Annotated in this window: 21 protein-coding genes; 11 read left to right on the top strand and 10 right to left on the bottom strand. The window is 61.5% G+C overall.

The window, feature by feature from the left end; all coding sequences use genetic code 11:
* Positions 1 to 46 precede the first annotated feature (46 nt).
* The gene (locus GGR39_RS10050) at positions 47 to 1,057 is read right to left on the bottom strand and encodes a zinc-dependent alcohol dehydrogenase (RefSeq protein WP_082667985.1); all 1,011 of its coding nucleotides are present in this window, start codon (positions 1,055 to 1,057) and stop codon (positions 47 to 49) included.
* Positions 1,058 to 1,679: 622 nt separating this feature from the next.
* Here GGR39_RS10050 and GGR39_RS10045 point away from each other — a divergent pair.
* The 5 genes from GGR39_RS10045 to GGR39_RS10025 all read left to right on the top strand — a co-directional run bounded on the left by GGR39_RS10045 (position 1,680) and on the right by GGR39_RS10025 (position 9,337).
* Entirely contained in the window at positions 1,680 to 2,636 is a 957-nt protein-coding gene (locus GGR39_RS10045) for a TauD/TfdA dioxygenase family protein (RefSeq protein WP_183617000.1), read from the top strand.
* 65 nt (positions 2,637 to 2,701) lie between these two features.
* Entirely contained in the window at positions 2,702 to 4,099 is a 1,398-nt protein-coding gene (locus GGR39_RS10040) for an MFS transporter (RefSeq protein WP_183616999.1), read from the top strand.
* 116 nt (positions 4,100 to 4,215) lie between these two features.
* Positions 4,216 to 6,585: a TonB-dependent receptor gene (locus GGR39_RS10035; RefSeq protein ID WP_183616998.1), complete on the top strand. Its 2,370-nt coding sequence runs from the start codon at positions 4,216 to 4,218 to the stop codon at positions 6,583 to 6,585.
* 52 nt (positions 6,586 to 6,637) lie between these two features.
* A complete protein-coding gene (locus tag GGR39_RS10030; protein WP_183616997.1) occupies positions 6,638 to 8,293 on the top strand; it encodes an arylsulfatase in 1,656 nt (551 codons plus the stop codon).
* A gap of 126 nt (positions 8,294 to 8,419) precedes the next feature.
* Complete coding sequence (locus tag GGR39_RS10025; RefSeq protein ID WP_183617118.1) at positions 8,420 to 9,337, top strand: formylglycine-generating enzyme family protein; 918 nt, start codon at positions 8,420 to 8,422, stop codon at positions 9,335 to 9,337.
* A 33-nt stretch (positions 9,338 to 9,370) separates the two neighbouring features.
* Here GGR39_RS10025 and GGR39_RS10020 read toward each other — a convergent pair whose 3' ends face one another.
* Positions 9,371 to 10,576 (bottom strand): helix-turn-helix domain-containing protein, encoded by a 1,206-nt coding sequence (locus GGR39_RS10020; RefSeq protein ID WP_183616996.1) that lies wholly within the window; start codon positions 10,574 to 10,576, stop codon positions 9,371 to 9,373.
* Positions 10,577 to 10,804: 228 nt separating this feature from the next.
* Between GGR39_RS10020 and GGR39_RS10015 the strand changes: the two genes are divergently transcribed.
* Positions 10,805 to 12,388, top strand: coding sequence for a GMC family oxidoreductase (locus GGR39_RS10015; protein WP_221226070.1), 1,584 nt, complete (start codon positions 10,805 to 10,807; stop codon positions 12,386 to 12,388).
* Here the strand turns inward: GGR39_RS10015 and GGR39_RS10010 are convergent.
* From GGR39_RS10010 to GGR39_RS10000, 3 genes are read right to left on the bottom strand one after another with little or no spacing between them, the layout of a single operon-like run.
* Positions 12,385 to 13,212 (bottom strand): IclR family transcriptional regulator, encoded by an 828-nt coding sequence (locus tag GGR39_RS10010; RefSeq protein ID WP_183616994.1) that lies wholly within the window; start codon positions 13,210 to 13,212, stop codon positions 12,385 to 12,387. The genes GGR39_RS10015 and GGR39_RS10010 overlap by 4 nt on opposite strands.
* Before the next feature lie 21 nt (positions 13,213 to 13,233).
* Complete coding sequence (locus tag GGR39_RS10005) at positions 13,234 to 14,154, bottom strand: NmrA/HSCARG family protein (protein WP_183616993.1); 921 nt, start codon at positions 14,152 to 14,154, stop codon at positions 13,234 to 13,236.
* Positions 14,155 to 14,202: 48 nt separating this feature from the next.
* Positions 14,203 to 14,526, bottom strand: coding sequence for a hypothetical protein (locus GGR39_RS10000; protein ID WP_221226069.1), 324 nt, complete (start codon positions 14,524 to 14,526; stop codon positions 14,203 to 14,205).
* Between GGR39_RS10000 and GGR39_RS09995 the strand changes: the two genes are divergently transcribed.
* The 3 genes from GGR39_RS09995 to GGR39_RS17390 all read left to right on the top strand — a co-directional run bounded on the left by GGR39_RS09995 (position 14,507) and on the right by GGR39_RS17390 (position 16,041).
* Entirely contained in the window at positions 14,507 to 14,758 is a 252-nt protein-coding gene (locus tag GGR39_RS09995) for a hypothetical protein (protein WP_221226068.1), read from the top strand. The genes GGR39_RS10000 and GGR39_RS09995 overlap by 20 nt on opposite strands.
* A gap of 286 nt (positions 14,759 to 15,044) precedes the next feature.
* Positions 15,045 to 15,842: an SDR family NAD(P)-dependent oxidoreductase gene (locus tag GGR39_RS09990; protein WP_058736654.1), complete on the top strand. Its 798-nt coding sequence runs from the start codon at positions 15,045 to 15,047 to the stop codon at positions 15,840 to 15,842.
* A gap of 76 nt (positions 15,843 to 15,918) precedes the next feature.
* Positions 15,919 to 16,041 (top strand): hypothetical protein, encoded by a 123-nt coding sequence (locus GGR39_RS17390; RefSeq protein ID WP_281374475.1) that lies wholly within the window; start codon positions 15,919 to 15,921, stop codon positions 16,039 to 16,041.
* Between the two features lie 158 nt (positions 16,042 to 16,199).
* On the opposite strand, the gene GGR39_RS09985 is transcribed toward GGR39_RS17390, so the two are convergent.
* Together GGR39_RS09985 and GGR39_RS09980 are read right to left on the bottom strand one after the other, a co-directional pair.
* A complete protein-coding gene (locus tag GGR39_RS09985; protein ID WP_183616990.1) occupies positions 16,200 to 17,396 on the bottom strand; it encodes a cytochrome P450 in 1,197 nt (398 codons plus the stop codon).
* Between the two features lie 249 nt (positions 17,397 to 17,645).
* A complete protein-coding gene (locus GGR39_RS09980) occupies positions 17,646 to 18,038 on the bottom strand; it encodes a hypothetical protein (RefSeq protein ID WP_183616989.1) in 393 nt (130 codons plus the stop codon).
* 3 nt (positions 18,039 to 18,041) lie between these two features.
* On the opposite strand from GGR39_RS09980, the gene GGR39_RS09975 reads away from it, so the two are divergent.
* Entirely contained in the window at positions 18,042 to 19,040 is a 999-nt protein-coding gene (locus GGR39_RS09975) for a sulfotransferase (protein ID WP_183616988.1), read from the top strand.
* Between the two features lie 31 nt (positions 19,041 to 19,071).
* On the top strand, positions 19,072 to 20,268 hold the full coding sequence (locus tag GGR39_RS09970; protein ID WP_183616987.1) for a DUF1214 domain-containing protein: 1,197 nt from the start codon (positions 19,072 to 19,074) through the stop codon (positions 20,266 to 20,268).
* A gap of 579 nt (positions 20,269 to 20,847) precedes the next feature.
* Here GGR39_RS09970 and GGR39_RS17465 read toward each other — a convergent pair.
* From GGR39_RS17465 to GGR39_RS09955, 3 genes are all read right to left on the bottom strand, one after another.
* Positions 20,848 to 22,011, bottom strand: coding sequence for an acyl-CoA dehydrogenase family protein (locus GGR39_RS17465; RefSeq protein WP_183616986.1), 1,164 nt, complete (start codon positions 22,009 to 22,011; stop codon positions 20,848 to 20,850).
* A gap of 242 nt (positions 22,012 to 22,253) precedes the next feature.
* Positions 22,254 to 23,426: an oxidoreductase gene (locus GGR39_RS09960; RefSeq protein ID WP_183616985.1), complete on the bottom strand. Its 1,173-nt coding sequence runs from the start codon at positions 23,424 to 23,426 to the stop codon at positions 22,254 to 22,256.
* Between the two features lie 131 nt (positions 23,427 to 23,557).
* Positions 23,558 to 24,955, bottom strand: a complete 1,398-nt coding sequence (locus tag GGR39_RS09955) for an NAD(P)(+) transhydrogenase (Re/Si-specific) subunit beta (protein ID WP_183616984.1) — start codon at positions 24,953 to 24,955, stop codon at positions 23,558 to 23,560.
* Between the last annotated feature and the right edge of the window lies 1 nt (position 24,956).

The raw sequence follows: 24,956 nt of genomic DNA, 5'->3' as shown, positions 1-24,956 counted from the left end.
TCCGCTGGGCTCCGCCTTACAACGGACGGGCCCAGCGGATCGATCATCACAAATCAGGGCGCGCGTGAACCTTGACGTCGGTGCTTTCACCTTTGTGCATCTTCTCAATCATCGCGGGAACTTCCTCCAACGGGATCGTCTTGCTCACCATCAGGCGCGGCTCCACGTGGCCACGATCAAACGCATTTAGCGCGAAGCGGAATTCATCGATCGAGTAAGCCATCGAGAAGATCAAGGTGACTTGCTTGAAGGTGGAGATCGCCGGAATCACGCCATCGGGCTTTGTGCAAAAGCCTAATGAGACGACGGTGCCGTTAGTGCGAACATGATTGATGCTTTGTTGCAAAGCGCCAGTTACGCCAACGCATTCAAAGACCACGTCGGGTTGGCCGCCCAAGGCTGCCTGAACGTCAGCGAATTCACTTTCGCCCGAGCATACGAAGGCATCCGCGCCCATTGTGCCGGCCATTTCCGCCCGGCGCGCCGAACGTGACATGGCGACGATCTTGCCGGCACCCAGCTTGCGCGCCCAATGAATAGCGGCAAGCCCGATAGACCCGGCGCCCAGCACCAAGACCTTGGCGCCAGGCTCCATCTTGGCGAGCGCGACGCCGTGCAGGCCGACCGACAAAGGTTCTACCAGAGCGCCATCTTCCATGGAGACGGATTGTGGAAGCAGCAGCGATGTCGAGGCCGAGACACGGATGTAATCGGCAAAGCCGCCTGCATAGTTCTTGATTCCGTTGGGGCAGAATAGCGGCGTTCCTTGCAGGCAAGCTTCACAAGCTCCGCAGCCAGCTGCCGCCAGAGCGGTGACCCGATCACCCGTCCTGAACCCCGAAACGCCCTTGCCGACCGCAACGACCTCACCGGAAAATTCGTGTCCGATGATGCTGTTTTCCGGGTAGAAACCATGTTCTTTGGTTAGGTGGACGTCCGAGCCGCAGATTCCGCATTGATGCACCTTGAGAACCATTTCGCCCTCGCCCGGCTCTGGATCGGGCATCTCCCGCAATTCGAGGGGCTTGCTGGCATTTTCAAAGTATAACGCACGCATCAGTTCTCTCCGGTAAATCGCGATTTGCTTTGGATCGCACCCTAGTACGTAGTCTCGGACTCGCCAAATAATGCCACCCCGAAGCGGGCCATCATCGGCACTGTGATTATGGACCTAAAAAAAACCTGGCGGGAGTTAGCCGGAAAGGCGCGCTTCGCAAACGTGAAGAATTGCTACTGATTGACAACAAATTCTCTACTGGGTAGATAGAGATCGTTCGAGGCGTTGGTCAGGCCTCTCGAATTCCGCACAAACCTGACCCGCGGCTTTTGACCGGGAAGCAGCTTGCTCCGCGTTATAAATGGCTAAAGCGCGCGATGCTTAGGCGACCACGCCCGGCGTCGTGTTCCCCTCTTTCATGAGGTGATGCGATGCGCATGTGTCTGACAATCCGTTGATGATAACCGCAGGGGTGCGGACGGGCCGATAAGTCCGTTCCTGCGCCAGCTGGGTTCGTAGGTTTCTCCCCCAGTTCCCGCGGGCAGCTTTTCGCCGGTCCGCATCCCTGACGCTCGGCTGTCCCGCAAAACGGGAGGCCTATTCCCACGGTGGCGCCAAGCACGGTGTCTGCCGGCGCCCCCTTGTGTCTTGAGCCCCCAGAGCATTTTGAAGGAGCCAATTTATGGCAACCGCAATCGATCAGTATCCCAACGCCAAGGATCACTCGTCCCCGCTCGATATCCGCCCCGTGACCGGAACCATCGGCGCCGAGGTTCGCGGGATCGAGCTTTCCGGCGATCTTGATGCCGCCACCGTCCAGGCCATCGACGCCGCCCTTGTTCGCCACAAGGTGATCTTCTTTCGTGGCCAACATCACCTGGACGACGCCGAGCATGAGGCCTTCGCCGCGCTGTTCGGCGATCCGGTGGCACACCCCACAGTGCCTGTCGCCGAAGGTTCGCGCTATCTGCTTGACGTGGACAGCAAGGAAGGCAGCGCTGCTTCCAGCTGGCATACCGACGTGACCTTTGTCGACGCCTACCCCAAGGCGTCGATCCTTCGCGCGATCAACATTCCCGAGGCCGGCGGCGATACGCTCTGGGCCAATACCGAAATCGCCTATGAGCGCCTGCCGGAGCCTTTGCGGCAACTGGCCAACACGCTGTGGGCGACGCATACCAACGATTACGATTATGCGGCCGCACTGTCCGGTGCGCAGCTATCGCCCACGGTTGCCGCCCAGCGAGAGGATTTCCAGAAGTCGGTCTTCTCCTCGACAATCTACGAGACGGACCATCCGGTCGTCCACGTTCATCCCGTTTCAGGTCAACGCAACTTGCTGCTGGGCCATTTCGTGAAGCAGTTTGTCGGGCTCTCTTCGGGCGACTCTCAGGCCTTGTTCAACGTCCTGCAAGCCCACGTCATCAAGCCGGAGAACACTGTGCGCTGGCGCTGGCAGAACGGCGATGTGGCGTTTTGGGACAACCGCGCGACCCAGCACCGCGCCATCGGCGACTTCGGACTACAGCGCCGCACACTGCGCCGGGCGACCGTGAATGGCGAAGTGCCGGTCGGTCTCGATGGGCGCCGCAGCCAGACCAAGCGACAGGAAAAGCGCGCCGATCTGGCGCACGCCTGACGCTTCGATACGGGGCTGCCGACTACGGTGGCCCCGTCATCCTCCGCTCGTGATGGAGACATCGCATGGCCACGGCCTTCGCCACATACGATCTTTCGATCCCGACACAGACGCGCGGGCCGAGCAAGGGCTTGGACACCCGCCGCCTGATGGCATTTTCCGCGCTGGCGATCCCTGTCAGCGCCGCGCAATTGCCGATCATCAACTTTCTCCCATCGATCTACGCGCAGCAGTTCGGCATATCGCTGGCCGCGCTGGGTACGATCTTTTTGCTCGAACGAGTCTGGGGTGTCTTCGCTGACCCGATCGTGGGTATTCTCAGCGATCGGACGCGCAGCCGATTTGGGCGCCGTCGCCCCTGGATGGCCGTCGGCGTGGTGATCTTCGCGCTGGCTTCCGCCGCTTTGTTCCTGCCGCCGCAGGGGGTTACACCGCTATACCTGGGCGTTGCTCTTTTCGTGTTTTATCTGGCCTATTCCATGATCCAGATACCCTATTGGGCCTGGTCAGGCGAACTCTCCTCCGATTATCACGAGCGAACCCGTGTCGCGGTGTTCTATAATGTGGCCACCGCCGTGGCGCTGTTGTTGATCATGCTGTTGCCCGCCGCGATTGACCAGTTGGGCCTGGGCGATGATAGGCTGAAGCTGGCCGTGATGGGCGGCCTGGTGCTGCTGGCTCTTGCCCCCGCAGCGTGGATGACGTTGCGCGCCTTTCCGGAACGCCCGTCGCCAGATGTTTCGCCCACCAAGCGTCTGGGGTTTCTGGCGACAGTACGGATCATTGCGCAGGAAAGGCTGATCCTCAAGATCATCCTGTCCGACCTTGCCGTTACGATGGGACAGGGCGTGCGCGGTTCGCTGTTGTTGTTCGTGGTTGCGCATTACGTCGGTCGCCCGGAATGGGGCGCGACCCTGATGCTGACGCAATTCGTGTTCGGCATCGCCGCCGGGCCGATCTGGCTGCAGGTCGCCAGACATATCGGGAAGCAGCGCACGGCGATCGTGGGTGAGCTTGTGCAAGTGGCTATCAACCTTAGCCTTCTGGCAATCACGCCCGGAAGCCTGGCGCTGGTGATCAGTCTCACGATTGCCCAAGGTCTGGCGCAGAACTCAGGTAACGTGATGCTGCGCGCCATGGTCTCTGACGTGGCGGATGCGCATCACCAGAAGACGGGGCAAGACCGCACCGCTTTGTTCTTTTCGGCATTCAGCATATCGATGAAGCTCGGCCTTGCCTTGGCAGTGGGGATCACCCTGCCTCTGGTGGCGGCGCTCGGCTTCGATCCCAAGGCGGCGCAGAACACGTCCGGAGCGCTGACGGGACTTTTGGTGGTCTTCGCCGTCGGCCCCGCCCTCGCCCATCTGGCCTCCGCATTGTTGCTCCGTGGCTTCACGGTGGATGGAGCTGCGTCGAGCCATGGATACGCCGGGCTTCAACGCATCGGGACAGCATACCGCTAGTCTTCGGCCCCGAGGCCACTGCCGCCTTTTTTCAATGCCCACGCGCTCGGCGATCTCGCCGGGCGCTGGCGCAAATAGCAGCTTACGCAATCAAACAAGTTTCAGGAGACCCCTTCATGAGGATTTTGACGCTATACGGCACTACCGCCACGCTGGCCCTGGCGATCGCCACGCCCGCGCTTGCCGCCGAGACGGAAGCGGTGATGGCGGAGGCCGGCGCTGCGGCCGAGGCGGCAGATACCGGCGAACCGATCGTCGTCACCGCCCGTCGCCGCGCGGAAAATTCGCAGGACGTGCCGATCGCCATCAGCGTGCTGGACAGCGCCACGATGGAGCGCACCGGCAACTTCACGCTGAACCAGGTGCAGCAGCTTGTGCCCAGCTTGCAGGTGAACAGCATCAATGCGCGCAATACCAACGTCAACATCCGCGGCCTGGGTGCAAATTCCTCGCTGGCAGTGGATGGGCTGGAATACGGCGTCGGGTTCTACGTCGATGGCGTCTACCTGGCACGGCCCGGGCAGTCGCAGTTCGATCTGGTGGATATCCAGCAGATCGAAGTGCTGCGCGGCCCGCAGGGTACCCTTTTTGGCAAGAACACCACAGCTGGCGCGCTCAACATCACCACTCGCGCGCCCAGTTTCGATCCGGAACTGACGGCCGAAGCGTCTTTAGGCAACTACGGCTACCATCAGGTCCGCGCGTCCGGATCGGCCCCCATCATCGCCGACAAGGTGGCGATCCGGCTCAGCATCGCCGACACCCATCGCGACGGCTTTTTGCTGAACAAGACGAACCTGACAAAGGCGCAGGACTATGACAACTTCAGCGCGCGTGGACAGCTTCTGATCCAGCCCAACGACGAACTCAAGATCCGGCTGATCGGGGATTATTCAAAGCAACGCCAGAAATTCCAGCTCAATTTGATCGACGGCTACTTTACGCAATATGCGAATGGTCAGACGATCGCCAATAACATTTTCGATCGAGCCGCGCGGTTCAACTATCCCTTGCCGACAAGCAACGCCTTCTCACGCGTCGGCGCGGCAGACTCGCCCTATCAGGCAAACATGGAAAGCTACGGGGTGTCGGGCCAGGTCGATTGGGATCTTGGCGCTGCATCTTTGACATCGATCACCGCGTATCGCTGGTGGGACTGGTCTCCGGCCAACGATGTCGATGCGACATCCCTGTCCATCAACACGGTGGCTCAGCAGCAAAACTCTCAGCGTCAGTTCAGCCAGGAACTACGGTTGGCCTCCGATGGCCACAACACGATCGATTACCAGGTCGGCCTGTTCTATTTCTGGCAAGTGATCCGCGGATATGGCCGCACCGCTTATGGCTCCGATTTCGCACGGTGGAATCTCCCGGGCGCAACGCCCGTCGCGGCTTTCAATACAATCAACAGCGCTTTGAGTGGCCTGGAAACGAACAGCTACTCCGATCCACGCACCAAGAGCTACGCCGCGTTCGGCCAGGCCGATTGGCACCTATCCAGCAAGCTTACGCTGACCGCAGGTCTGCGCTTTACGCATGAGGATAAAGACGGCTCTTTCTCCCGCTTTCTGGCACCAGCCAGCGGTGGCAACCGCGCACTGTTGACGGCCGCGCAGCAAGCACAATTCCAAGTTAACGACGTGTCGTTCGCGGCAAAGGTGAAGTCCGATGCGCTGTCGGGAATGGCGACGCTGGGTTACAAGTTGACGCCGGACGCCTTGCTCTATGCCTCGTATTCGCATGGCACCAAATCGGGCGGGCTTAACGTCACTGCGGGAGGCGCGCTGCGTCCGGTCGTCGCGCCGGAAAAGGTTGACGCGTTCGAGATCGGCCTGAAATCGCAGTTGCTGGACAACACCCTGACATTCAATGCCGCCGCGTTCCTGACGCAGATCAAGGATTACCAAGGCAACGTCTCACAAGAGGTTCCAGGTTCCACGGCAACCATCCAGTTCATCGACAGCATCCCCAAGGTCCGTTCGAAGGGGGTGGAAGCGGATGTCGCCTACTCCCCGAGCAATTGGCTGACCCTCAATGCCTCTGCCGCTTACACAGACGCGAAGTTCGTCAGCTACGCCAATGCTCCACAGCGGCCCGAGGCGGCGATTCCCGGAACGATCCAAGTGCAGGACTTGTCCGGCACCCGCCTGCCTGGCGTATCAAAATTCGCCTACACCCTGGGCGTCGACGCATCTCAGCCCGTGGGTCAGGATGTGGAGGCCTATGTCCACGCAGATTACCTGCACCGATCCGCGTTCAATTCCACCGCCACGAACAGCATCTACGGCATAGTCCCGGGCTACGGTCTGCTCAATGCGCGCGTGGGTCTGCGCTTTGGCGATGGCACGTACGACGTGGCGTTCTGGGCCCGTAATCTCACCAACGAGGACTACTACGTGCAGCGTAGCCCGGGCACCTTCGGCCTGATCACCGCTATCGTCGGCGAACCGCGTACCTTCGGCGCAACCTTGCGCGCAAAGTGGTGATCCACGTCCTCATACGCCCGATAACACTTCATTCCTCACTGGAGAGATCATCATGAGACGCAAGCTCGCCCTTCTCACCACCGCCCTTGTCAGCCTTGCCGCCACGTCCGCTCATGCGCAGGAGGCGGCCAAGCGACCCAACTTCCTGGTGATCGTGGCCGACGACCTGGGGTATTCGGATATCGGGGCTTTCGGCGGAGAGATCGCCACGCCAAACCTGGATGCGCTGGCCGCACGGGGCCTGAAGCTGACGGGTTTCCACACCGCGCCGACTTGCTCCCCGACACGCTCCGCGCTGTTGACCGGGCTGGACCACCACGAGGCGGGCGTGGGCAACATGGCGGAGATGCTGGCGCCCAATCAGGTCGGCAAGCCCTATTACGAAGGGTACTTGCGCGCCGATACCGCGACCTTGCCCGAAATCCTGCGCGGCGGCGGTTATCGCACGCTCTATTCCGGCAAGTGGCATCTGGGCCTCAAGCCTGAGCAGGACCCCCATGCGCGTGGTTTCGACAGCAGCTTTGCGCTGCTGCAAGGCGGTCACAACCACTTTGGCCAGAATGTCGCCCAGGATCGTGTGAGCATGGGCTCGACCTACACGCTCAACGGCCAGCAGGTGACGAGCCTTCCGGCGAACTTCTACTCATCGGACTATTTCGCCGATCAGCTCGTCTCGCAGTTGCAGGCCGGCAAATCATCGACCAAGCCGTTCTTCGCTTATCTGGCCTTTTCGGCACCGCACTGGCCGCTGCAGGCTCCGGCCAAGGTTATCGCCAAATATAAAGGCCGATACGACGCCGGTTATGATGCCTTGCGCGAACAGCGCCTGAAGCGGCAGGTAGCCTTGGGCCTGCTGGACCGCAAGGTGGCGGCGCACAATGCCGATCTGGCGCCGATCTGGAATGGCCTATCGGCTGCGGACAAGGCCAACCAGGCCAAGCGTATGGAAGTCTACGCCGCCATGGTGGACGAGATGGACCAGGCCATCGGTCGCGTGGTCCAGACGTTGAAGGCGACGGGGCAGTATGACAACACCGTGATCTTGTTTCTTGCCGATAACGGCGCGGAGGGCGCCAGGCTGGACGAACCCAGCATGAACATGGTGAACGCCGTGTACGCCAAGGCTGATAATCGGACCGAGAACGTGGGGGCCGCCACGTCATACGAGGCACTCGGGCCCGGCTGGGCGACCGCGGCCACCGCACCCTCCTGGCGGGTGAAGGGTTATGCCACCGAAGGCGGGACGCGCAGCGTTGCTTTCGTGGCGGGTCCTGGGATCGCTCCAGGCGTCGGCGCCGCCTACACCAACGTTGCGGACGTTACGCCGACGTTCCTGGAATTGGCCCATGTCGCCGCACCCAAGGCAAGCCCCAATGGCAAGCCCCTACGCCCGATCCGGGGCAAGAGCTGGGCCGGATGGCTGCAGGGCGGTGCCGCTCAGGTCTATTCGTCCGACGCTGCGATTGGCGAAGAACTGTTCGGTGGGCGTAATCTGCGGCAGGGAGATTGGAAGATTACCGACCTGGGCGACGGCAGCTGGCGGCTGTTCAACGTCGCCGCCGATCCGGGGGAAAAGAAGGACCTTTCGGCAACCGAGCCAGCCCGCAAGGCACAGCTGGAAAAGGCGTGGCAGGACTATGCCAGCCAAGTGGGCGTCGTGCTTCCCGAACCGCGACAGGCGATCCTGGACCGCCCGGTTAGGCGCTAAGGCACATCTGAGAGGACTTGCGCCGCTCAAAAGGCGGGCGCAAGTCTTTGCCCAGGCAAAGGAGTGATGACAGGCGTGCCTGCGGAAACGGTTGATGTGCCCCCCTTGCAAGAAAGCCGCCACGGCATGGCCTGGGTGCCGGGTGGCGCTTTCACTATGGGTTCGGAGCGCTTCTATCCCGAGGAAGCGCCGCTCCGCCGCGTCAGCGTCGGCGGTTTCTGGATGGACGTGACCCCTGTCACCAACCGGCAGTTTGCTGCCTTCGTCACCGCTACCAGGCACGTCACCACCGCAGAGATCGCGCCCGATCCGAAGCAATATCCCGGAATGCCGCTGGAAATGGCCAGCCCCGGATCACTGGTGTTTCATAAGACCCCCACGCCGGTGGATACCGCCAACCCCGCACAATGGTGGACTTTCGCATTCGGAGCCGATTGGCGCCATCCCTGGGGTGCCGATACCACGATCGAGGCGTTGGACTTATGGGATCACCCCGTGGTGCATGTCTCCTATTCCGATGCGCTCGCCTACGCGTCCTGGGCGGGCAAGGACCTTCCCACCGAGGCGGAGTTCGAATTTGCGGCGTGGGGCGGATTGGATGGAGTTGATTATGCCTGGGGCAATGAACTGTCCCCCGGCGGTGCGATGATGGCGAATACCTGGCAGGGACTTTTCCCGTTCGCCAACCAGCTATTGGACGGTTGGGAGCGGACCTCCCCTGTCGGGTCCTATCCGGTCAATCCGTACGGTTTGTATGACTTGATCGGCAACACCTGGGAATGGACGAAAGACTGGTGGGCCGATCGCCCGGAAACTCCCCGCAAATCGTGCTGCACCCTGGAAAATCCACGCGGTGCGAAGCTGAAGGACAGTTATGACCCACAGCAGCCGCAAATCAAGATCGGCCGGAAGGTGCTGAAAGGTGGCTCTCACTTATGCGCGCCGAACTATTGCCAACGCTATCGCCCTGCCGCGCGACATCCCGAGATGATCGATACGTCCACCTCCCACATCGGCTTTCGCTGCGTGTCACGCATTACGTGAAACGCGACTGATGGCGGCCTGGACGATAAGGCTTTAGTGGTACAAGTTAGGCTGGGTGCTTAGCTCGGCGATCGCTTGACGCAGGATGTCCAAGGCAATGTGTCCTGCCATTTCATGCGGGGTGATCTCTTCAAGCTGGGTCAGCAAGGCCATCAACTCGTCATCGGCGGACAGCGCCGCCAGGTGCTGGGCTACCTCCATCGTCGCCTCGCTTTGTCGGGTGCGGGAAACATAGACGCCGCCGTGCCGCCCCCGACGCAGTTCGATCAGCTTTTGTTGATCGGCCAGGAGCACGGTGTCCCGCATCACGTCGATACTGACGCCATAAGATGCGGCTAGCGCTGCAATAGTGCCAAGATAATGGCCGGGGTAAACGTCCGGCTCGCTGATCCGCTGATGCAGCGCGCGCAGCACATGATGGGCCAACTTCATGGCGGAAGCCGGGGCGTTGGCGGAGGGCCGAAATAAAGTATGGGGCCGCAAGGTCTGCGAAAGCATGCCGTCCGCCAGCGTCATCTTTACGTATTCGGCTTCTTGATCCGTGCAGTCGCATGCGGCGCGATCCGCGCTGCTAACATCGCCGGCGAGAACGGCCTGGGCGACACACAGCTCGAGTTCCCACATCACCTCGTCACGATCGGAGATCGGGTTGCCTCGGATATCGACAAGATGAAGTTCGGACATCATCGCGTTGTGATAAGCCCCGTGATAGGCGGAGTGAAGAAATGATAGAGCGGCCCCGCCCGCCAGGCTGACAAGATCTGTCCGGAAGATTTGCCAAGCCTCCAAGCTCCAGTTGCCTTTGTCCATCGCTGACATTTTCTGGATGTCGTGTGCCAGGCGCTGGCGTCCCTCAGGGCTTATTCTGCGCGTAGCTTCCCGGATGCCCAAACGGTACAGCGCCATCGCGAACTTCGCGACATCCAGCGTTGGCAGTTCTGCCAGAGTAAGATGGTCCACCAGCTTCTGGGTGGCCTCTGCCGATGGCCTCCCGCCGCCATAAAGGCCGCCCAATCGACCCCGCACGACGCGGATGACGCCTTGTCGCTCAAGTTCTCTGACCGCAGAGCGCATAGTGCTGCGGCAAACGCCGAATTCTGCCGATAACTGATGCTCGTCACCCAAGCGGCACATATCCTGTGCATCGCTGGCCTTTGCCCGCAGTAAGCGAATGGCTTGCACCACTCGTCGCTCCGCCGGACCTGCGCCTGCAGGTCGGCCAGCGTCGTTGCGCCTCATCCCCGGTATCCCATAATTATCGTTGCCAATGAGGCTAACGACTGATCGCAGCGCCGACAATGCGTAATATGCACATGTGAATACTGGTATCGCCAGTGCGACATCATGGAAACTGCCGTCGCTGTGATCCGGCAGCGGACGCAACCCCTTGCGCCTCAAGACGATGTCGGGAATATCGCAGCGCGAGATAAGGCGATTTTCTTATACCGATTGGTGAGGATGGGTGAAATGGTAGATTACGTGATCGCCGGCTCCGGCAGCGCGGGTGCCGTCCTGGCGACCCGACTTACCGAAAATCCCGATGTGAAGGTCATCCTGGTCGAGGCGGGAAAAGATCGGTCGCGCAATCTTTTCGTGACGATGCCTGCGGGCTCTTACGCCATGATGGGAAACAAGATCTTTGACTGGTCAATACTGGCCGAGCCTGATCCCAGCATCGGGGGTCGGCGTATCAACTGGTCTGGTGGCAAGATGCTGGGCGGGTCCAGCAGCATCAACGGCATGGTCTATGTCCGGGGTAATCGGGATGATTACACCCGCTGGGTTGAAGCCGGTGCCGACGGCTGGGGCTGGCCGGAGATGCTGCCTTACTTCCTGAAGGCCGAGAACTACCAGGGCGCGCCCTCGCAATGGCATGGCAGCCATGGTCCCCTGAAAGTCGGCCACCAGAACGCGCGGCATGAGCTCGTCGACGCGGTGATCGGCGCTTTCGTGAACAATGGCGTGCCCCATCGCGAGGAGTACTGCGATGGCGATCAATATGGCGTCTATGAAAATTTGACGACGGCCCCTGGCGGGCGTCGCTCCAGCACGGCGGTGACATATCTGGCAGAGGCTCGCAAGCGGCCGAACCTGACGATCATGACCGAAACCACGGTGGACAAAGTGCTGATCAGTGAAGGCCGTGCGACCGGCCTGCGCGTGATCCGCGGAGGTGTGGCGAGCGACATCATGGCACGCACGACACTGGTCTGTGCCGGCGCGTTGAATTCTCCGGCGATCCTGATGCGATCCGGAATCGGCCCGGCACAGGCCCTTTCAGCGCTGGGCATTCCGGTGGTGGCCGATCTGCCCGTTGGCCAGAATCTGCAGGACCACTGCGGGCTGACGTATAGCAAGCTGGTGGATGTTCCTACGTACAACAGCCCGTTCGGCCCCTGGACGATCGGCAAGAACCTTCTACGCTGGCTGGCGAAGAAGGATGGACCGATGTCATCTGCGGCGGTGCAGGTCATGGCAGGCCTGCGGTCTTCTCCCGAACTGCCCGAAGCCGACATCGCCGTTAGTTTCATCCCGCTGGCGATCGGGTTTGAAAAGGGCAAGCCGCAGATGCACAAGCAGCCCGGAATTACCATCGGCGGCAACTGCATGCGGCCCGATAGTCGCGGTGAAATCCGGCTCGCCAGTAGCGATCCGCACGCCGCCCCGATCATCGACCATCGCCTGCTGGGTGATGAACGAGACGTGCGCCGGCTGATCGCCTTCGGAAAATTCCTGGATCGCCTGTTCCGTACCGAGCCGCTGGCATCGCACGTTGTGGCGGACAATTTTCCGGCCGAAACCCCGCGCGACGATGCCGAGTGGGAGGCCTTGATCCGGGCAACATCCGGCATCGGGTATCATGCGGCAGGCACATGCCGCATGGGTGGTGCCGATGCCGTGTTGGATCCCCAGCTAAGGGTGCGCGGGATAGAAGGTCTGCGCGTCGTCGATGCTTCGGTCATGCCCTCGCTGGTGTCCGGCAACACCAACGCGGCGACGATCGCGATCGCGGAGCGCGCGGCGGAGTTGTTGAGCCAGGTACGGCGCTAGGCGCGTAAGCTATCGGGGCTTGCAGATTGCGCTTCCAGCGCCGCCATCGCCGGGGCCAGCAGCGCCCGCGTTGCGACGAGGCGCTGCGCCACATGGCCCAGGCCGTTCTCACTCCATGCGCCCATTATCCCCCCGCATACGAGGCACCATTGCTCGGACGGGGCGGTGCCGGTGGGGAAAAGCGGCACGGCTACAGAGGCGTAGCGTCCGCCAAAGCCGCCCGTCAGTTCCACGTGGCCGTTGTCGGCAAGGCTGGCCACGGCTTGTGCGACGCGATCACGGTGGCGCTCCAAACGCTCAGGATCGGCTAAGGCCATTCGGGCCATCGCCATCTCGCGTTCCTGTTCTGGCAGAGCCGCGAGAACCGCCAGGCCGGCAGCGACGGTGTCCAGCGGCGCTCTCCACCCGATCGCGTGGTCGCGTACGATCATGTCGCCGTCGATCTGCTCCATCCAGATCATCTCGTCATCGGCGCGCAAGCTGAGGGTGGCGCTTGTGCCGATATCATCCACGATACTGCGCAGATAAGGCATGGCGACGCTGCGGGCGTTCTGCCCCTGGGCCGCGATGTAACCCAGGGTGATGGCCGGTGCACCGATGCTGAGGCCACGACCAGTGCTCGAGCGCACTAGGAAGCCGCATTTCAAGAGCGTGTAGCACAGACGCCAGGCGGTGGGCTGGCTCATGCCCAACCGCCGGGCAATCTCCGCCACGTTGAGAACCGCGTGGGGACGATCGAAACAGCGCAGCACGTCCAAGCCGCGCGCCAACGCCTTCACAAACTGGCGGTCATTGGGATCGGTCGTTTCATCGGCCTCAGACATCGCAGGTCGTTTCCACTCCGTTCAGGCCAATTTGACCTGGAAGGCCTTATCGTGCCGCTTGGCCCAATCGGCAAAGCTTTCCAACTTGATGCCATGGCTGCGGGCCTTGGCCAGATCGACCTTGTAGCCTTCGACACTAGCCCACTTCTGGCTTTCCACCAGACCGGCATGATTACCGGCGGCCACGGCTTCCTTGCCGGAGAGACTGCTGCTCCGCACTGGCCGGCCGGTCACGTCCGCGATCACGGCCGCCACTTCAGCCATGGTCAGCGATTCCGCCGCAAGATCGATCTCCTGGCCATTGAAACGCGCCGGATCGGCAAAGGCGGCTGCGGCGAAACGCCCGATATCGGCGGCCGCGATCAGATCGAGCCGGGTATCTGCCGACATCGCCGTATCAACGGAGCCCTTGATCAGCGATGGGAACATCCATGTCACTTTGGGCGGGATGAAGTTGTCCATCATGAAGGCGGGCTTCAATACCACCCAGAAGGGGAAGCCGGCGCTGCGCACGATGTCGTTCACACCCGACTTGCTGTTCCAGTAATCGGGCCACCACCGATTGGTGTCCCAACCCACGAAGTTGGCCTGATCACCCGCACGCGCCACGGACGTATGCACGAACGTCTGCACCCCCGCGACCCGCGCCGCCTCGACCAGTTGGCGGCCCGTGCGAAGTTCGCTTTCGAGGTCATCGGGCATCGGGGGCATCTGTACGGAGAAGACCCCAGTCACGCCGCTCATCGCGGCCGCCAGGCTTTCCTTATCGTCAAAGTCGCCTTGAACCACGTCTACGCCGCGACCCGCCAGGTCACGCGCGGCCTGGCTGTCCGGGTTGCGCGACATCGCCCTCACCTTGAAGCCTGCGTCCAGCAGTGCGTCGACAGTGGCTCCGCCCTGCGCGCCAGTGGCACCGGTTACGAGAATTAGGTTTGCGGTCATGTAAATTGCTCGCCTTGTGAATAGCTGAAACAGGAATAGCTGGGAAAATCAGCGCGAAGTGGGCAGTGGTGCGTCACGAAACATCGCACCTGTGGATTCCAACGCGGACATCGGCACCGTGTATCCGCTGCGATCCTCGATCAGGGTGAATTGATCGCGGATGTCCTCCGGCGTGTGACCGGCTTGATGCCAGCCCTTGGTCAATCCGGTGAAAATCTCGCTGACATGGCCCAGCCCGGTTGAGAACACGCGCTTACTGGGGGCACAATCAGCATGGGCAAGGTAGGCTACCATCGGCGCCACAGCCTCTGGCCGCGCATTGTCCTCGAACCAACGGTTGAAGATTTCGTCGGTGGAAAAGCCCTCGAACAAGCGGGACATTCCCAAGGGGCAGATCGCATTGGTCTTGATGCCAAGGCCCTCCCCATCAAGCGCGAACGCACGCGTCAGGCCGACGACCGCCGTCCTGAATTCCTATTCGAAGGCGATGATGTCCAGCGTACTGGAGCAGCAGCTGGCGCGACAGTTCGACCAGACGCAAGGGCCTGATCACGGCAGGATCGTGCAGGATCTAATCGACAAGCAGAAGCGAAATCAGCCGTGACCGATATGACCGGGCCTGCCCTTACGACCCCACCGCCCCCACCTCGCCTGCTGAACTGGCTGATCCTTTTTCGAGATATGGCAGGCGGCGCGAAAAGGCGCCTGTTTCACCGGTCATCTGGCGTTCGGCGCCGGGTAGCACAGTTGTCCGGGCGCACCGCTCTCGCATATGGAAGTTTCTATTGTGCTGCGGCTGTTTGTCGAGCGAATGCCGGATATCGAACTGGCGGGCCCCGACGGGCGCAGCCTTGGCTACGGCTGAGACAGGACGAGGACGAGGACGAAGCATGACCCAAACTTCCAAATTCGCAAGCACTCTGTTCGATCTATCGGGACGCACAGCGCTGGTAACGGGTGGCAGCCGGGGTATCGGACGCGCCATTTCCGAACGCCTGGCGCAGCATGGCGCCAACGTCATCGTCTCGGGTCGCAAGATCGAGGCGGCGCAGGAAACGGTGGATGCCATCAACGCGCGCGACGGGGGCCGGGCCATCGCGGTGACGGTCAACATCACTCGAGAGGACGAACTGCAAGCGCTGGTCGAAGCGGGGGAAGCCGCGTTCGGCCCGATCGATATCCTGGTCGCCAACGCGGGCCTGCATATCCACTTCGGCCCCAGCGCCGAGATGACGGACGCGGTTCTGGAAAAGACGATCGCGGGCAACTTTCGCGCGTTGCACCGGCTATCTCAGCGGTTGCTGCCGGGGATGACCGCGCGCGGGTGGGGTCGGATCATCAACATCGGCACGATCGCCGCGCACTTCGGCACGGGTGCGTATCACAGCTATACCCTCAGCAAGAACCTGGCGATGCAATACACCCGCAACATCGCGGTAGAGCATGGCCCATCCGGCATCCGTGCGAACACTGTCTCCCCCGGTCTGGTCAAGACCGACATGGCGCAGGGCCTGATTGATGACCCGGAAGAGTTTGCGCGGGAGATGGCGCGGTCCACCGTGGGGCGGATGGGGGAACCGGACGAGATTGCCGGCGTCGTGCTGATGCTGGCCAGCGATGCCGGCGGCTATGTCAACGGTCAGACTATTGCCGCAGATGGCGGCCAGACCATCCGGTATGTGAAGTAGCCGATCGCTTAAGGCGCAGTGATAGACCGCTAGAAAGGCGGCGATTGATTTGCGCGCTTTAGGAATTAGCGTCGAGATGGGCGTCGCCGATGTTGCTCGATCGGCGGATGGAAAACCAACAATGGGTCTCGCCATCGAATTGTTTGGCACTTTCTCATCGATCCATCCGATTACGGCTATGCGCTGGCCGATCATCTGACAGATGCGCTTTGGCTCGGCTCCAAGACGCGGCTTCGCGCCAAGGAAAAGATGCCAGAGCAGCTCTGACCCAGTTACCTGCTCAAGGTGGATGGCCGCATTCATCCGCCCGTCGGGATGAACACCCCGACCGGAGCGGCTTATCCTAATCCCCGCGGTTCAATCCCAGGCGGCGGGGAAGTGGCGGACGATCAGGAAGTTGATGGTGGGGAAGTATTCCACCGGCCCGTTCAGCCGCAGCTTGGGCAGGCGACGGATGAAGATCCGCAGCGCGATCGCCGCTTCCATGCGTGCGGTCCACGCTCCGGGGCAGAAATGGGCGCCGGTGCCAAAAGCGATATGGCGGTTGCCGTCCTTGCGATCGAGACGGAAGCTGTCCGGGTCTTTAAAGACATTTGGGTCGCGATTGGCGCTGAGGACGGAAAACAGCACTCGGCCGTCCTTGGGAATCACCTCCCCAGCCATTTCCACATCCTTCACCACGCCTCTGAACATGCCCATCGCGGGCGGGTCGATACGAAGCGTCTCCTCGATAGCGGCATCCACCAGATCGGGGTTTGCCTTCACCTGCTCCCACAATTCCGGGCGTTTCAGCAGGTGCTGCAACGTGTTCAGCATTAGTGCGCCCGTCGTATCGACGCCGCCGATGAAGAACCCCCGAATGGTCCGCCGCACCTCCTCGTCGGTCAGGTAGCGCCCCCGATACTGCGATGTAAGGAGCAGGGATGTCAGGCTATCATCGATCACCGTTCCGACATGCTCGCGACCGGGTGTTTCAATTCCAGCATCGCGCAACTGCTGGCGCTTCAGCTCGAATTGTTCGTCGAAAAAGGCATACATCTCATCCATGACCTGCTTTTGCACGTCCGGCGCGCGGATCATCGCGTCGAGAAAACTGTCGGTCCACCGGCGATACATGTCGACGCGATCTTCCGGAAAGCCCAGGGCGCGAGCGGTTACCTTGGCAGGTACGGGCTTACCGAAAAGCGCCTGGAGATCGCCCGAGCCAAGCGATTCAAAGTCATCGATCACCTCCTCCGCGATCCGCGCGCAGTCCGCGGACCAGCGCTTCACTCCCGCAGGCGACATGTAAGAGTTGTAGAGCCGTTTAAAGTCGTTGAAATCGGGCGGATCCTGGTTCAGCGCGACCAGATGCTCCATGGGCGCCAGCTGACTGCCCCAATTCTTGGAAAAGTGGCTGTGATCTTCCAGCACCTGGCGAACGTTATCATAGCCCGCAACGTAGTAGTATTGGCCATCAGCGGATTGCGCCACGGGGGAGTTGTCGCGCAAGTCACCATGAAAGCGGGGTCGATCTGCCATCGCTTCCGGGGTGGTAGGGTCTACGGTCCGCATCGCACATCCTTTTGTTATTCACGCTTCGGCACGTGTCTTCGGCTGGAATGGTACAGGACGCGCGCGATACCGTCGAGCGAGTGACATCGCCAATGCGAAATCCCGTTGCGAAAGCTGATGAAGTCCTACCCGGCGAGGGACTAGCCGAAGCATCGGGGCCGCAATTGATTGGGCCTGTCCGGCCTCCGCCGCCACTGAACTGGCATGGCGAACCTACCATTGATGCGGCCAAGCAATGAGCATTTCTATTCATCGGACGATCCTTCGCCCTTGCGATACTTCTGCTGCGGCTTGCCCCGCGCCGCATAGGTCGCCCAGAATGGCTTTCAACGGAGATCGGGAATGTTGAAAACAACACGCGCTGAATTTGATGCCTTGACGCCAGTCGGACAGGCGCTTGCCCGCCCCGAGGTACCAGAAAGTCTGACTGCCGCGAACGAGAGGCTGCGAGATACCGCCGAAGCGCGATGGCCCTTCGAACCGCAGCGTCTTCTGGAAGCCGCCCGAGAAGCCACCGGTCTTGATGACTTCGGCGACGACTACTTTCGTGAAGCGCTCGACCAATTGTGCGCGTCGATCCAAAACGAACTGGACCTCAGCCCGGTCGGACGTCGCAACCTTCATGGGCAAATCCTCGATCATCTTGTGCAGCGCTTGCGCTTCGTCGACCTCTGGAAGCGGCAGCCCGAGATACTGGACGAGCCGATCGAAGCACCGATCATCATCGTCGGTCTGCCGCGCTCGGGCACGACGTTTCTGCAGCAGCTGCTCGCAGCGGATGAACGGCTCCGGCCCATCCCCTTCTGGGAGAATCTGGCACCGCTCCCCGCGCACGACCCGGCGATCCGTCCGCCTGAGGATGCCCCGCTGATCGCACAGGCCGAGGCGAACGTTGAGGGCCTGCGCCGTACCGCGCCGGGGTTGCTGGCCCTGCACCAGCTAGGCGCGGAAGATCCGGAAGAGGAGATCTACCTGCTGGGTCCAGCCTTCGCCACCACGGTGTACGAGTGGGTCTACATGGTGCCTGGTTTCGCCAGCTGGTTCGCGAAGGCCGATCATCGGGCGGGCTATCGCTTCTTCCGGCAAGTCCTGCAGACGCTGCAATGGATGCGCGGTGGCCGGCGGCGTTTTCTTCTCAAGGCCCCGCAACATATGGAGCAGCTTGTGCCGCTGCTGGAAGCGTTTCCCGATGCGGTCGTCGTGGAGACGGTCCGCGATCCCCTGACTGCCGCCTCCAGCCTCGCGAACTTGTGCTGCTACGGGCAGCGCTTGCGGACCGAACGCCCGGATCCGCTGGCGGCGGGCGTGGCCAGCGAAGCAATCGTGAGCCGCCTTGTCCAAAGCTATATCCGCGATCGCGACCTACCCTTTGTGGATGCCCGCTTCGTCACCGTGCCCTTTGCCGACCTGATGCGCGAGCCGGTGGCGCTGGCCGAACGCGTGCTCACCGCAGCCCGGCTCGACCTGACGGACGAAACCCGCGCGGAAATGCAGCGCTACCTCGATGCCAACGAGGGTAAGGAGCGCGCGCCGGTCGACTATGGCCCGGCGGACTTCGGCATAGATATTCCCCGCCTGCGGGATCGCTTCCAAGGCTACTACGCGCGCTTTGGACTCAGTCCTGATCCCAAGTTCGCCGCGTGATCGACACCCTGAATTCCTCAAGGAACCGCGCATGACCGAAGCAGCGAACCCCTGGATCGAGTACAACGCCCTTGTCGCAAAGGCGCGTGATCGCATGTTGGCGCGCCCGGAAGCCCGCCACCAGCGGATTGCGGATCAGGCCGAGTATGCCTTGGCCGCCATGCAGGCGGGCTGCCACCACTTCCATGTGCTCTATCGCGCGGATTACCCGGCGTTTTACCGCCAGACGGTGTGGAGCCCCTACGAAGCGCCGTGGGGCGGCCCATCCTCGGACATGGTCTATGCCTGGGTGATGCTCGACGGCCGGCGGACGTATCGGATCAGGGGCAAGCGCGGCACCACGCGGCTGACCGATCTGCAATTGTTCAACGGCTACTTCGAACGCGAAGCCGATATGCGCGGGCTGGGAAATCTCGATTTCGATACGCTGACGGCGCAGCCGGATGGAAGCTTCGAATTCATTGCATCCGCCACCCGTCCTGCATCGGGTGACTGGCTTCCCTTGGATGCCAATGAGCCCGCCATCTGGGGCCAGTTGCGCGATGTCTATCTTGATTGGGCGAACGAGCGCGCGACGGAAATCCACATCGAATGCCTCGATCCCGCGCCCGATTCCATGGTCCTTTCCATGGCCGAAACACACACGCGTTTGCTGCGATCTGGTAAATTGCTGGAACGCACCGTCGCGCGGGCGATCGGCTATGCCAACATGAACCGCAAGCTAGCGGGCGGTGACAATGCCTTTGGCCTTGTCCAGGGGGCGCCCTCGTCCGATCATGGCGCTTCGCCGCGCGCCGGGTACGGCGGCATGGTGTGGGATCTCGCCTCGGAAGACGAAGCTCTGCTGATCACGTGGACGCCCCCCGAGGCGCGCTACTGGTCGTTCCAGAACGTTGATATGTGGTGGATGACGATGGATTTCAGCTACCACCAGAGCGGACTGAACGCCCACCAGGCGGAAATCGATGCGGACGGCAAAGTCCGTCTGGTACTTAGCTTGCGCGATCCGGGCATCGCCAATTGGCTGGACCCGATCGGCACACCCATCGGCTTGTGCCAGATGCGCTGGTACGATGGTGTGGTGAACGATGCTCCGCAGGTGGAAAAGGTGGCCCTCACCCAAATCGCCGACCGCCTACCCCATGCTCGGCGAGTCAATCCCCAGCAACGCCAGGAAGCCATGGCCACACGGACGGCCGCCTCGATCGGGCGTTGGCCGGGCTATTGAGGCCGGATCAACTGGCGCAAAGCTCTTCGTTTTGCTTCGAGGTTGGTCACAAGGAGGAGGCGAAGAGGCCTTTTCGTTGTGTTGTAATGCCTTCAGGGAAAGGCAGTCTCGGCTTTTCCTGAAGGCATGACCGGCTGTAGCCGCCTCGAACATTCAACGTTCGAAGCGAGAATTCTTTCGGCTTCGCGTGTTTGATTGTCTGATGCCTGCAGATGGAAACACGCCGGTTCGGTGATCAGAGATCACCTCTTTTTTGGTGTCGGTGGTACTTGGCCATTTACCGCGCCAAATGCTTTCACGGGCCTCGCGGTAGAGTGCTGGACTACTATTCGATCGCGCGCCTTACTAGAACCGTCAAGATGTGTAGCGCAACGGCATGAGAATTGAAACGGGTAGACAACAGAACGCATTGGCCTTGCGTGCAGCGACGGGATGCTTCGTGATCTTGACTTCTTTGTGATTGCCCCCTCGGCCTGGTCGCCGGCAACGATCAAATCGTCACTTGAAGAATAACAACGCGATATGTAGCGTGTCCTCGGGTGGTCGTATCGCTAGCGGGTATGCCGTGGCAATAGGCCGTCAGAACATTGGCAGCAGTGGCGGCAGGCCCATCGCCACGCGCCCGGCGTCTTCCATCATTGCACGCTGAAACACGATGTGCCCGGCGGCGGCATTGACATCACGCAGGGCGCGTTCGAATGGTTGGTCGCTGAACAGCGCGGTTCCGCCTGCCGCGCGGTAGCACATTTGCACCGCCTCTACACTGGTTTCCACGGCATGGACACTAGCCCGCCGAAGCCGCGCGCGCGCTTCCATGCTTGCCTCGCCCTCATCGCGCACTTCGCGCCACAGTCGCTCAAAAGCATCGCGGACACCGAGCCGCGCGGCCTCAACCATCGCGTCGGCCTTGGCGACGACATATTGCGTGAACGGCTGATGAGAAAGGCCATGGCGCGGCGGCGGCGGCGTCTTCTTTGCGGCCAGATCCCGTAAAGCGGCGATCGTGGCCCGCGCGATACCCAGTGGAACCGCCGTCAGTCCAAACCCGAAATAGCTGGTGGGCAAGCGGTACAGCGGCGATTCATGCTGTGGCGCCGCGCCGAACATCATGAAGGCGCGCTGTTCCGGCACGAACACATCGTCGAGCCGGAACTCGGTGCTGCCGGTGCCCCGCATGCCACCGGTTTTCCAGCTGTCCAGGATCGTGATGTCCGAGGCCGGAACCAGCACGTGTCGCACCACGGGCACGCCGCCGGGGCCTTTGCGCATGTCAGCGCCATCGAACACGAAGCAGCCGCCCATCACCCACTTGGCCTGATGCACGCCGCTGGCCCACGCGAACTTCCCGCTTACCCGATAGCCGCCTTCAACCGCGATCGCTCGCCCTTGCGGCGGGCCTGATCCGGCGGTTGCAACTTCAGCATCAGCGAACAATTCCTGCGCCAGGTCCTGATCCATGACCCCTGCCATCGAGCCGCCGTTGGTGCCGATCGCGTAGTTCCAACCGACCGAGCCGTCGTAAGTGGAAACTTCCTCGATCAAATCGAAGACGCAAAGTGGCGAAAGGCCCCTGCCCCCCAGATCCTCGGGCAGGAGCAGGCGGTAAATATCGCGGTCGGTAAAAGCTTGGCCTACGCTGTCGGGTAGTCGGCGCAATGTCTCGGCTTCATCACGTGCAGCTTCGACGATCGGGCGGAGAGAACGGGTCTCTTCCCACAAGTCCGGCGATATGGTTTCGATCACCAAGGCTCTCCTGATCGTCGCCGCGCAAGGAATGCGCGTGTTTCCGACGAGGTTAGTGTCGCAAAGGTTGCGCGGCAATGCGCCCGCAAAGACATCATGCACGTGCTCTTATCGCGCCCCGGACGGACAAACTGTCGCGCTATCGGCGGCTTAGCCCGTCCTTATTCGCACGCTAATCGCCCCGCCATTGATGCCCCGGCATGGAGGCCACGGTAAACGGCTTTCAAGCCTCAGGCCATTTATCAAGTCAGGCAAGTAAGGGAGAGAGGATTAAAGGCGGGCAAAGGTTCACCCAAACGCGCCTTACGCACCCAATACGGATCATGCAGCAGGGCCCGACCGACCGAAACAATATCGAATTCCCCCGCCTCGAACCGCTCCAGAACCAATGGCAGGTTATTCGCGCCATCGCTGCTGGACGACATCGTATCGTACATGCCCTTGCTAAAGCCGATTCCACCAACAGCGCCGGTCAGCTTGCCGGTGAGCTTCTTGGCCCAGCCCGCCAGCGACAGGTCGGACTCCTTCGGAAACGCCGGAGTGTTGAAGTAGCGGACGCTGGCTTCCAGAAGATCGACGCCCGCATCGGCAAGAGGACCCAGGATCTCTTCCAATTCCTGCGGGGTTTCGGCCAGACGCGCGCGGAAATCCTGTTGCTTCCATTGCGAGAAGCGGAAGATCAGCGGCTTATCCTCACCGATCGCGCGACGGCACGCCTTTATAACTTCGACGGCGAAAGACGTTCGCTGGGAACGATCACCGCCCCACCGGCCCGTACGGCGATTGGTCTCTTCCCAAAGGAAACTGTCGATCAGGTAGCCATGCGCGCCATGCAGCGCGAGCCCGTCGAACCCGGCGGCCATGGCCTGAGCGGCGGCACGGCCGAACCCTTCCACGACATCGGCAATTTCTTCATCGCTGGGCACCGGCATGTCGGTGGCGGCGATGAGCTTGGCCTTTTCGATATAATAGTCAGCCGCCTTCTCAGGATCACCATAATGGCCCGAAGGTGAGAAAGCCGGCGCCTCCGCATTGGGCATCCGCATCGGTCCCTGATGCCACAGCTGTGGGATGATCTTCGCGCCGGTAGGATGCACCGCGCGCACAACTCGCGCCCAGGCATCCACGGTATCCTGCCCGGCGAAAAGGGGCAGGTTCATTTCGCCAAGGCCGGTATCGCCAACCGCGGCCGGATGATCGGTGCCGATCGCTTCTGTCACGATCAGGCCAGTGCCACCTTCGCCGCGCCGCTGGTAATAGCCGACCACGTCGTCGCCCGGCAGATTGTCCGGGCAGAAGCTGCGAGTCATCGGCGCCATCACCAGGCGGTTCGGGATGGTCATGCCCCTGATGGTCAGAGGCTGAAGCAAAGGCGCAATGGGTGACAACTGCTGATCTTCCTTTACCAAGGTCATGATCTTCCCACTCTCAATATTTCAACTTGGCGATGCGTGTCATAACGACCCAAGGCAAGAGCCGGACGAGATATCACGCTGGTGCTGTTGCACGATGGGCCGGCGTTATGAGCGCCGACCCATTCAATACCTCAGTGCCCCATGCCGCTGCCACCGCCGGACAGTTCCTTCGCGATGGCACCCACCATCTCTTTCGCGTCCCCAAACAACATCTGCGTATTGGCGTTGAAGTAGATGGGGTTGTCGACACCTGCGAAACCGGCGCTCATCGACCGCTTGATGACGAACACCGAGCGAGCGCGGTCAGCCTCGATGATGGGCATGCCGGCAATGCCGCTGCTGGGGTCATCGCGCGCAGCCGGATTGATCGTATCGTTCGCGCCGATGATCAGAGCCACGTCGGTCTGCGGCATATCAGGATTGACGTCATCCAGCTCCACCAGCTGCTCATAAGGTACATTAGCTTCTGCCAGCAGGACATTCATATGGCCCGGCATGCGGCCAGCCACGGGGTGGATTGCGAACTTCACATCCACACCCTTTTTGGTGAGTGCCTGATAAAGTTCGCTGACTTTATGCTGGGCCTGGCTGACCGCCATGCCGTATCCAGGGATGATCACGACGGTGCTGGCGTTCTCCATCTGCAGCGCCGCTTCCTCGGCGGAGGCGGAGCGGACGACACGATCGTCCTTGCCGCTCACAGCACCCGCCGCCACCGCTCCGAAGCCGCCGAACATGACGTTAGCAAAGCTGCGGTTCATCGCCTTGCACATGATCAAGGCCAGGATGAAGCCCGAGGCGCCATCCAGCGCACCCGCCACGATCAGCAGCTTGTTACCCAGTGCAAAGCCCATCGCCGATGCGGCAAGGCCGGCATAGCTGTTGAGCAGTGCGATGACGGTGGGCATGTCCGCACCGCCGATCGGGATGACCAGCAGAACGCCGAAGAGCAAGGCGATGGCGACGAAGATGGGGAACAGCCAGGTCTGCGTGGGATCCATCGTCAGCATCACGGCGATAGCGATGCCGGTGAGGGCAACTGCCCCGTTGACGATCCTCTGCCCGGGAAAGACCACGGCCTTGGAAGGAAGCAGGCCCTGAAGTTTGGCAAAGGCCACGACCGATGCGGTGCAGGTCAGGAAGCCCAGGATCATCTCGAACATCAGCGCGCCCATCACGAACGTGCCGGCGAACTGGGGCTGCGCATGCTTGTAGTACTCGGCCGCGCCGATCAGGCCGACGGCCAGAGCGCCGAAAGCATGGCTGATCGCTGTCCGCTGCGGGATCGCCGTCATCGGCATGAGCAACGCCATCGGGATACCGACAGCCGCACCGGCGACCATCGCCAGCACGATCAGGTCATAGCTGACGATATCATGGTGGATCAGGGCACCGATGATGGCGATCGCCATACCCGCTTCACCGGCGCGCACACCCCGGCGCGCGGTGGACGGGTGGCTCATCCACATCAGGGAGAGGATGAAGAGTGCGGAGGCCGCGATGGCGGCGAAGGGAACGAACATGTCCATC

The organism is Novosphingobium fluoreni (genome assembly GCF_014196615.1).
Lineage (GTDB): Bacteria > Pseudomonadota > Alphaproteobacteria > Sphingomonadales > Sphingomonadaceae > Novosphingobium > Novosphingobium fluoreni.
Note: the sequence above shows the minus strand (reverse complement) of the source record. Positions and strands in the feature narration are given on the sequence as shown.

Coding starts and splice junctions, on each gene's coding strand:
- GGR39_RS10035 (WP_183616998.1), top strand. CDS start 4,216: ATGAGGATTTTGACGCTATACGGCACTACCGCCACGCTGGCCCTGGCG.
- GGR39_RS10015 (WP_221226070.1), top strand. CDS start 10,805: ATGGTAGATTACGTGATCGCCGGCTCCGGCAGCGCGGGTGCCGTCCTG.
- GGR39_RS09980 (WP_183616989.1), bottom strand. CDS start 18,038: ATGATCGAGGATTTGCCCATGAAGGTTGCGACGTCCGACCGGGCTGAG.
- GGR39_RS17390 (WP_281374475.1), top strand. CDS start 15,919: ATGGGCGTCGCCGATGTTGCTCGATCGGCGGATGGAAAACCAACAATG.
- GGR39_RS10025 (WP_183617118.1), top strand. CDS start 8,420: ATGGCCTGGGTGCCGGGTGGCGCTTTCACTATGGGTTCGGAGCGCTTC.
- GGR39_RS09955 (WP_183616984.1), bottom strand. CDS start 24,955: ATGGACATGTTCGTTCCCTTCGCCGCCATCGCGGCCTCCGCACTCTTC.
- GGR39_RS10010 (WP_183616994.1), bottom strand. CDS start 13,212: ATGTCTGAGGCCGATGAAACGACCGATCCCAATGACCGCCAGTTTGTG.
- GGR39_RS10050 (WP_082667985.1), bottom strand. CDS start 1,057: ATGCGTGCGTTATACTTTGAAAATGCCAGCAAGCCCCTCGAATTGCGG.
- GGR39_RS10005 (WP_183616993.1), bottom strand. CDS start 14,154: ATGACCGCAAACCTAATTCTCGTAACCGGTGCCACTGGCGCGCAGGGC.
- GGR39_RS09990 (WP_058736654.1), top strand. CDS start 15,045: ATGACCCAAACTTCCAAATTCGCAAGCACTCTGTTCGATCTATCGGGA.
- GGR39_RS10030 (WP_183616997.1), top strand. CDS start 6,638: ATGAGACGCAAGCTCGCCCTTCTCACCACCGCCCTTGTCAGCCTTGCC.
- GGR39_RS09970 (WP_183616987.1), top strand. CDS start 19,072: ATGACCGAAGCAGCGAACCCCTGGATCGAGTACAACGCCCTTGTCGCA.
- GGR39_RS10040 (WP_183616999.1), top strand. CDS start 2,702: ATGGCCACGGCCTTCGCCACATACGATCTTTCGATCCCGACACAGACG.
- GGR39_RS10020 (WP_183616996.1), bottom strand. CDS start 10,576: ATGAGGCGCAACGACGCTGGCCGACCTGCAGGCGCAGGTCCGGCGGAG.
- GGR39_RS09985 (WP_183616990.1), bottom strand. CDS start 17,396: ATGCGGACCGTAGACCCTACCACCCCGGAAGCGATGGCAGATCGACCC.
- GGR39_RS10045 (WP_183617000.1), top strand. CDS start 1,680: ATGGCAACCGCAATCGATCAGTATCCCAACGCCAAGGATCACTCGTCC.
- GGR39_RS09960 (WP_183616985.1), bottom strand. CDS start 23,426: ATGACCTTGGTAAAGGAAGATCAGCAGTTGTCACCCATTGCGCCTTTG.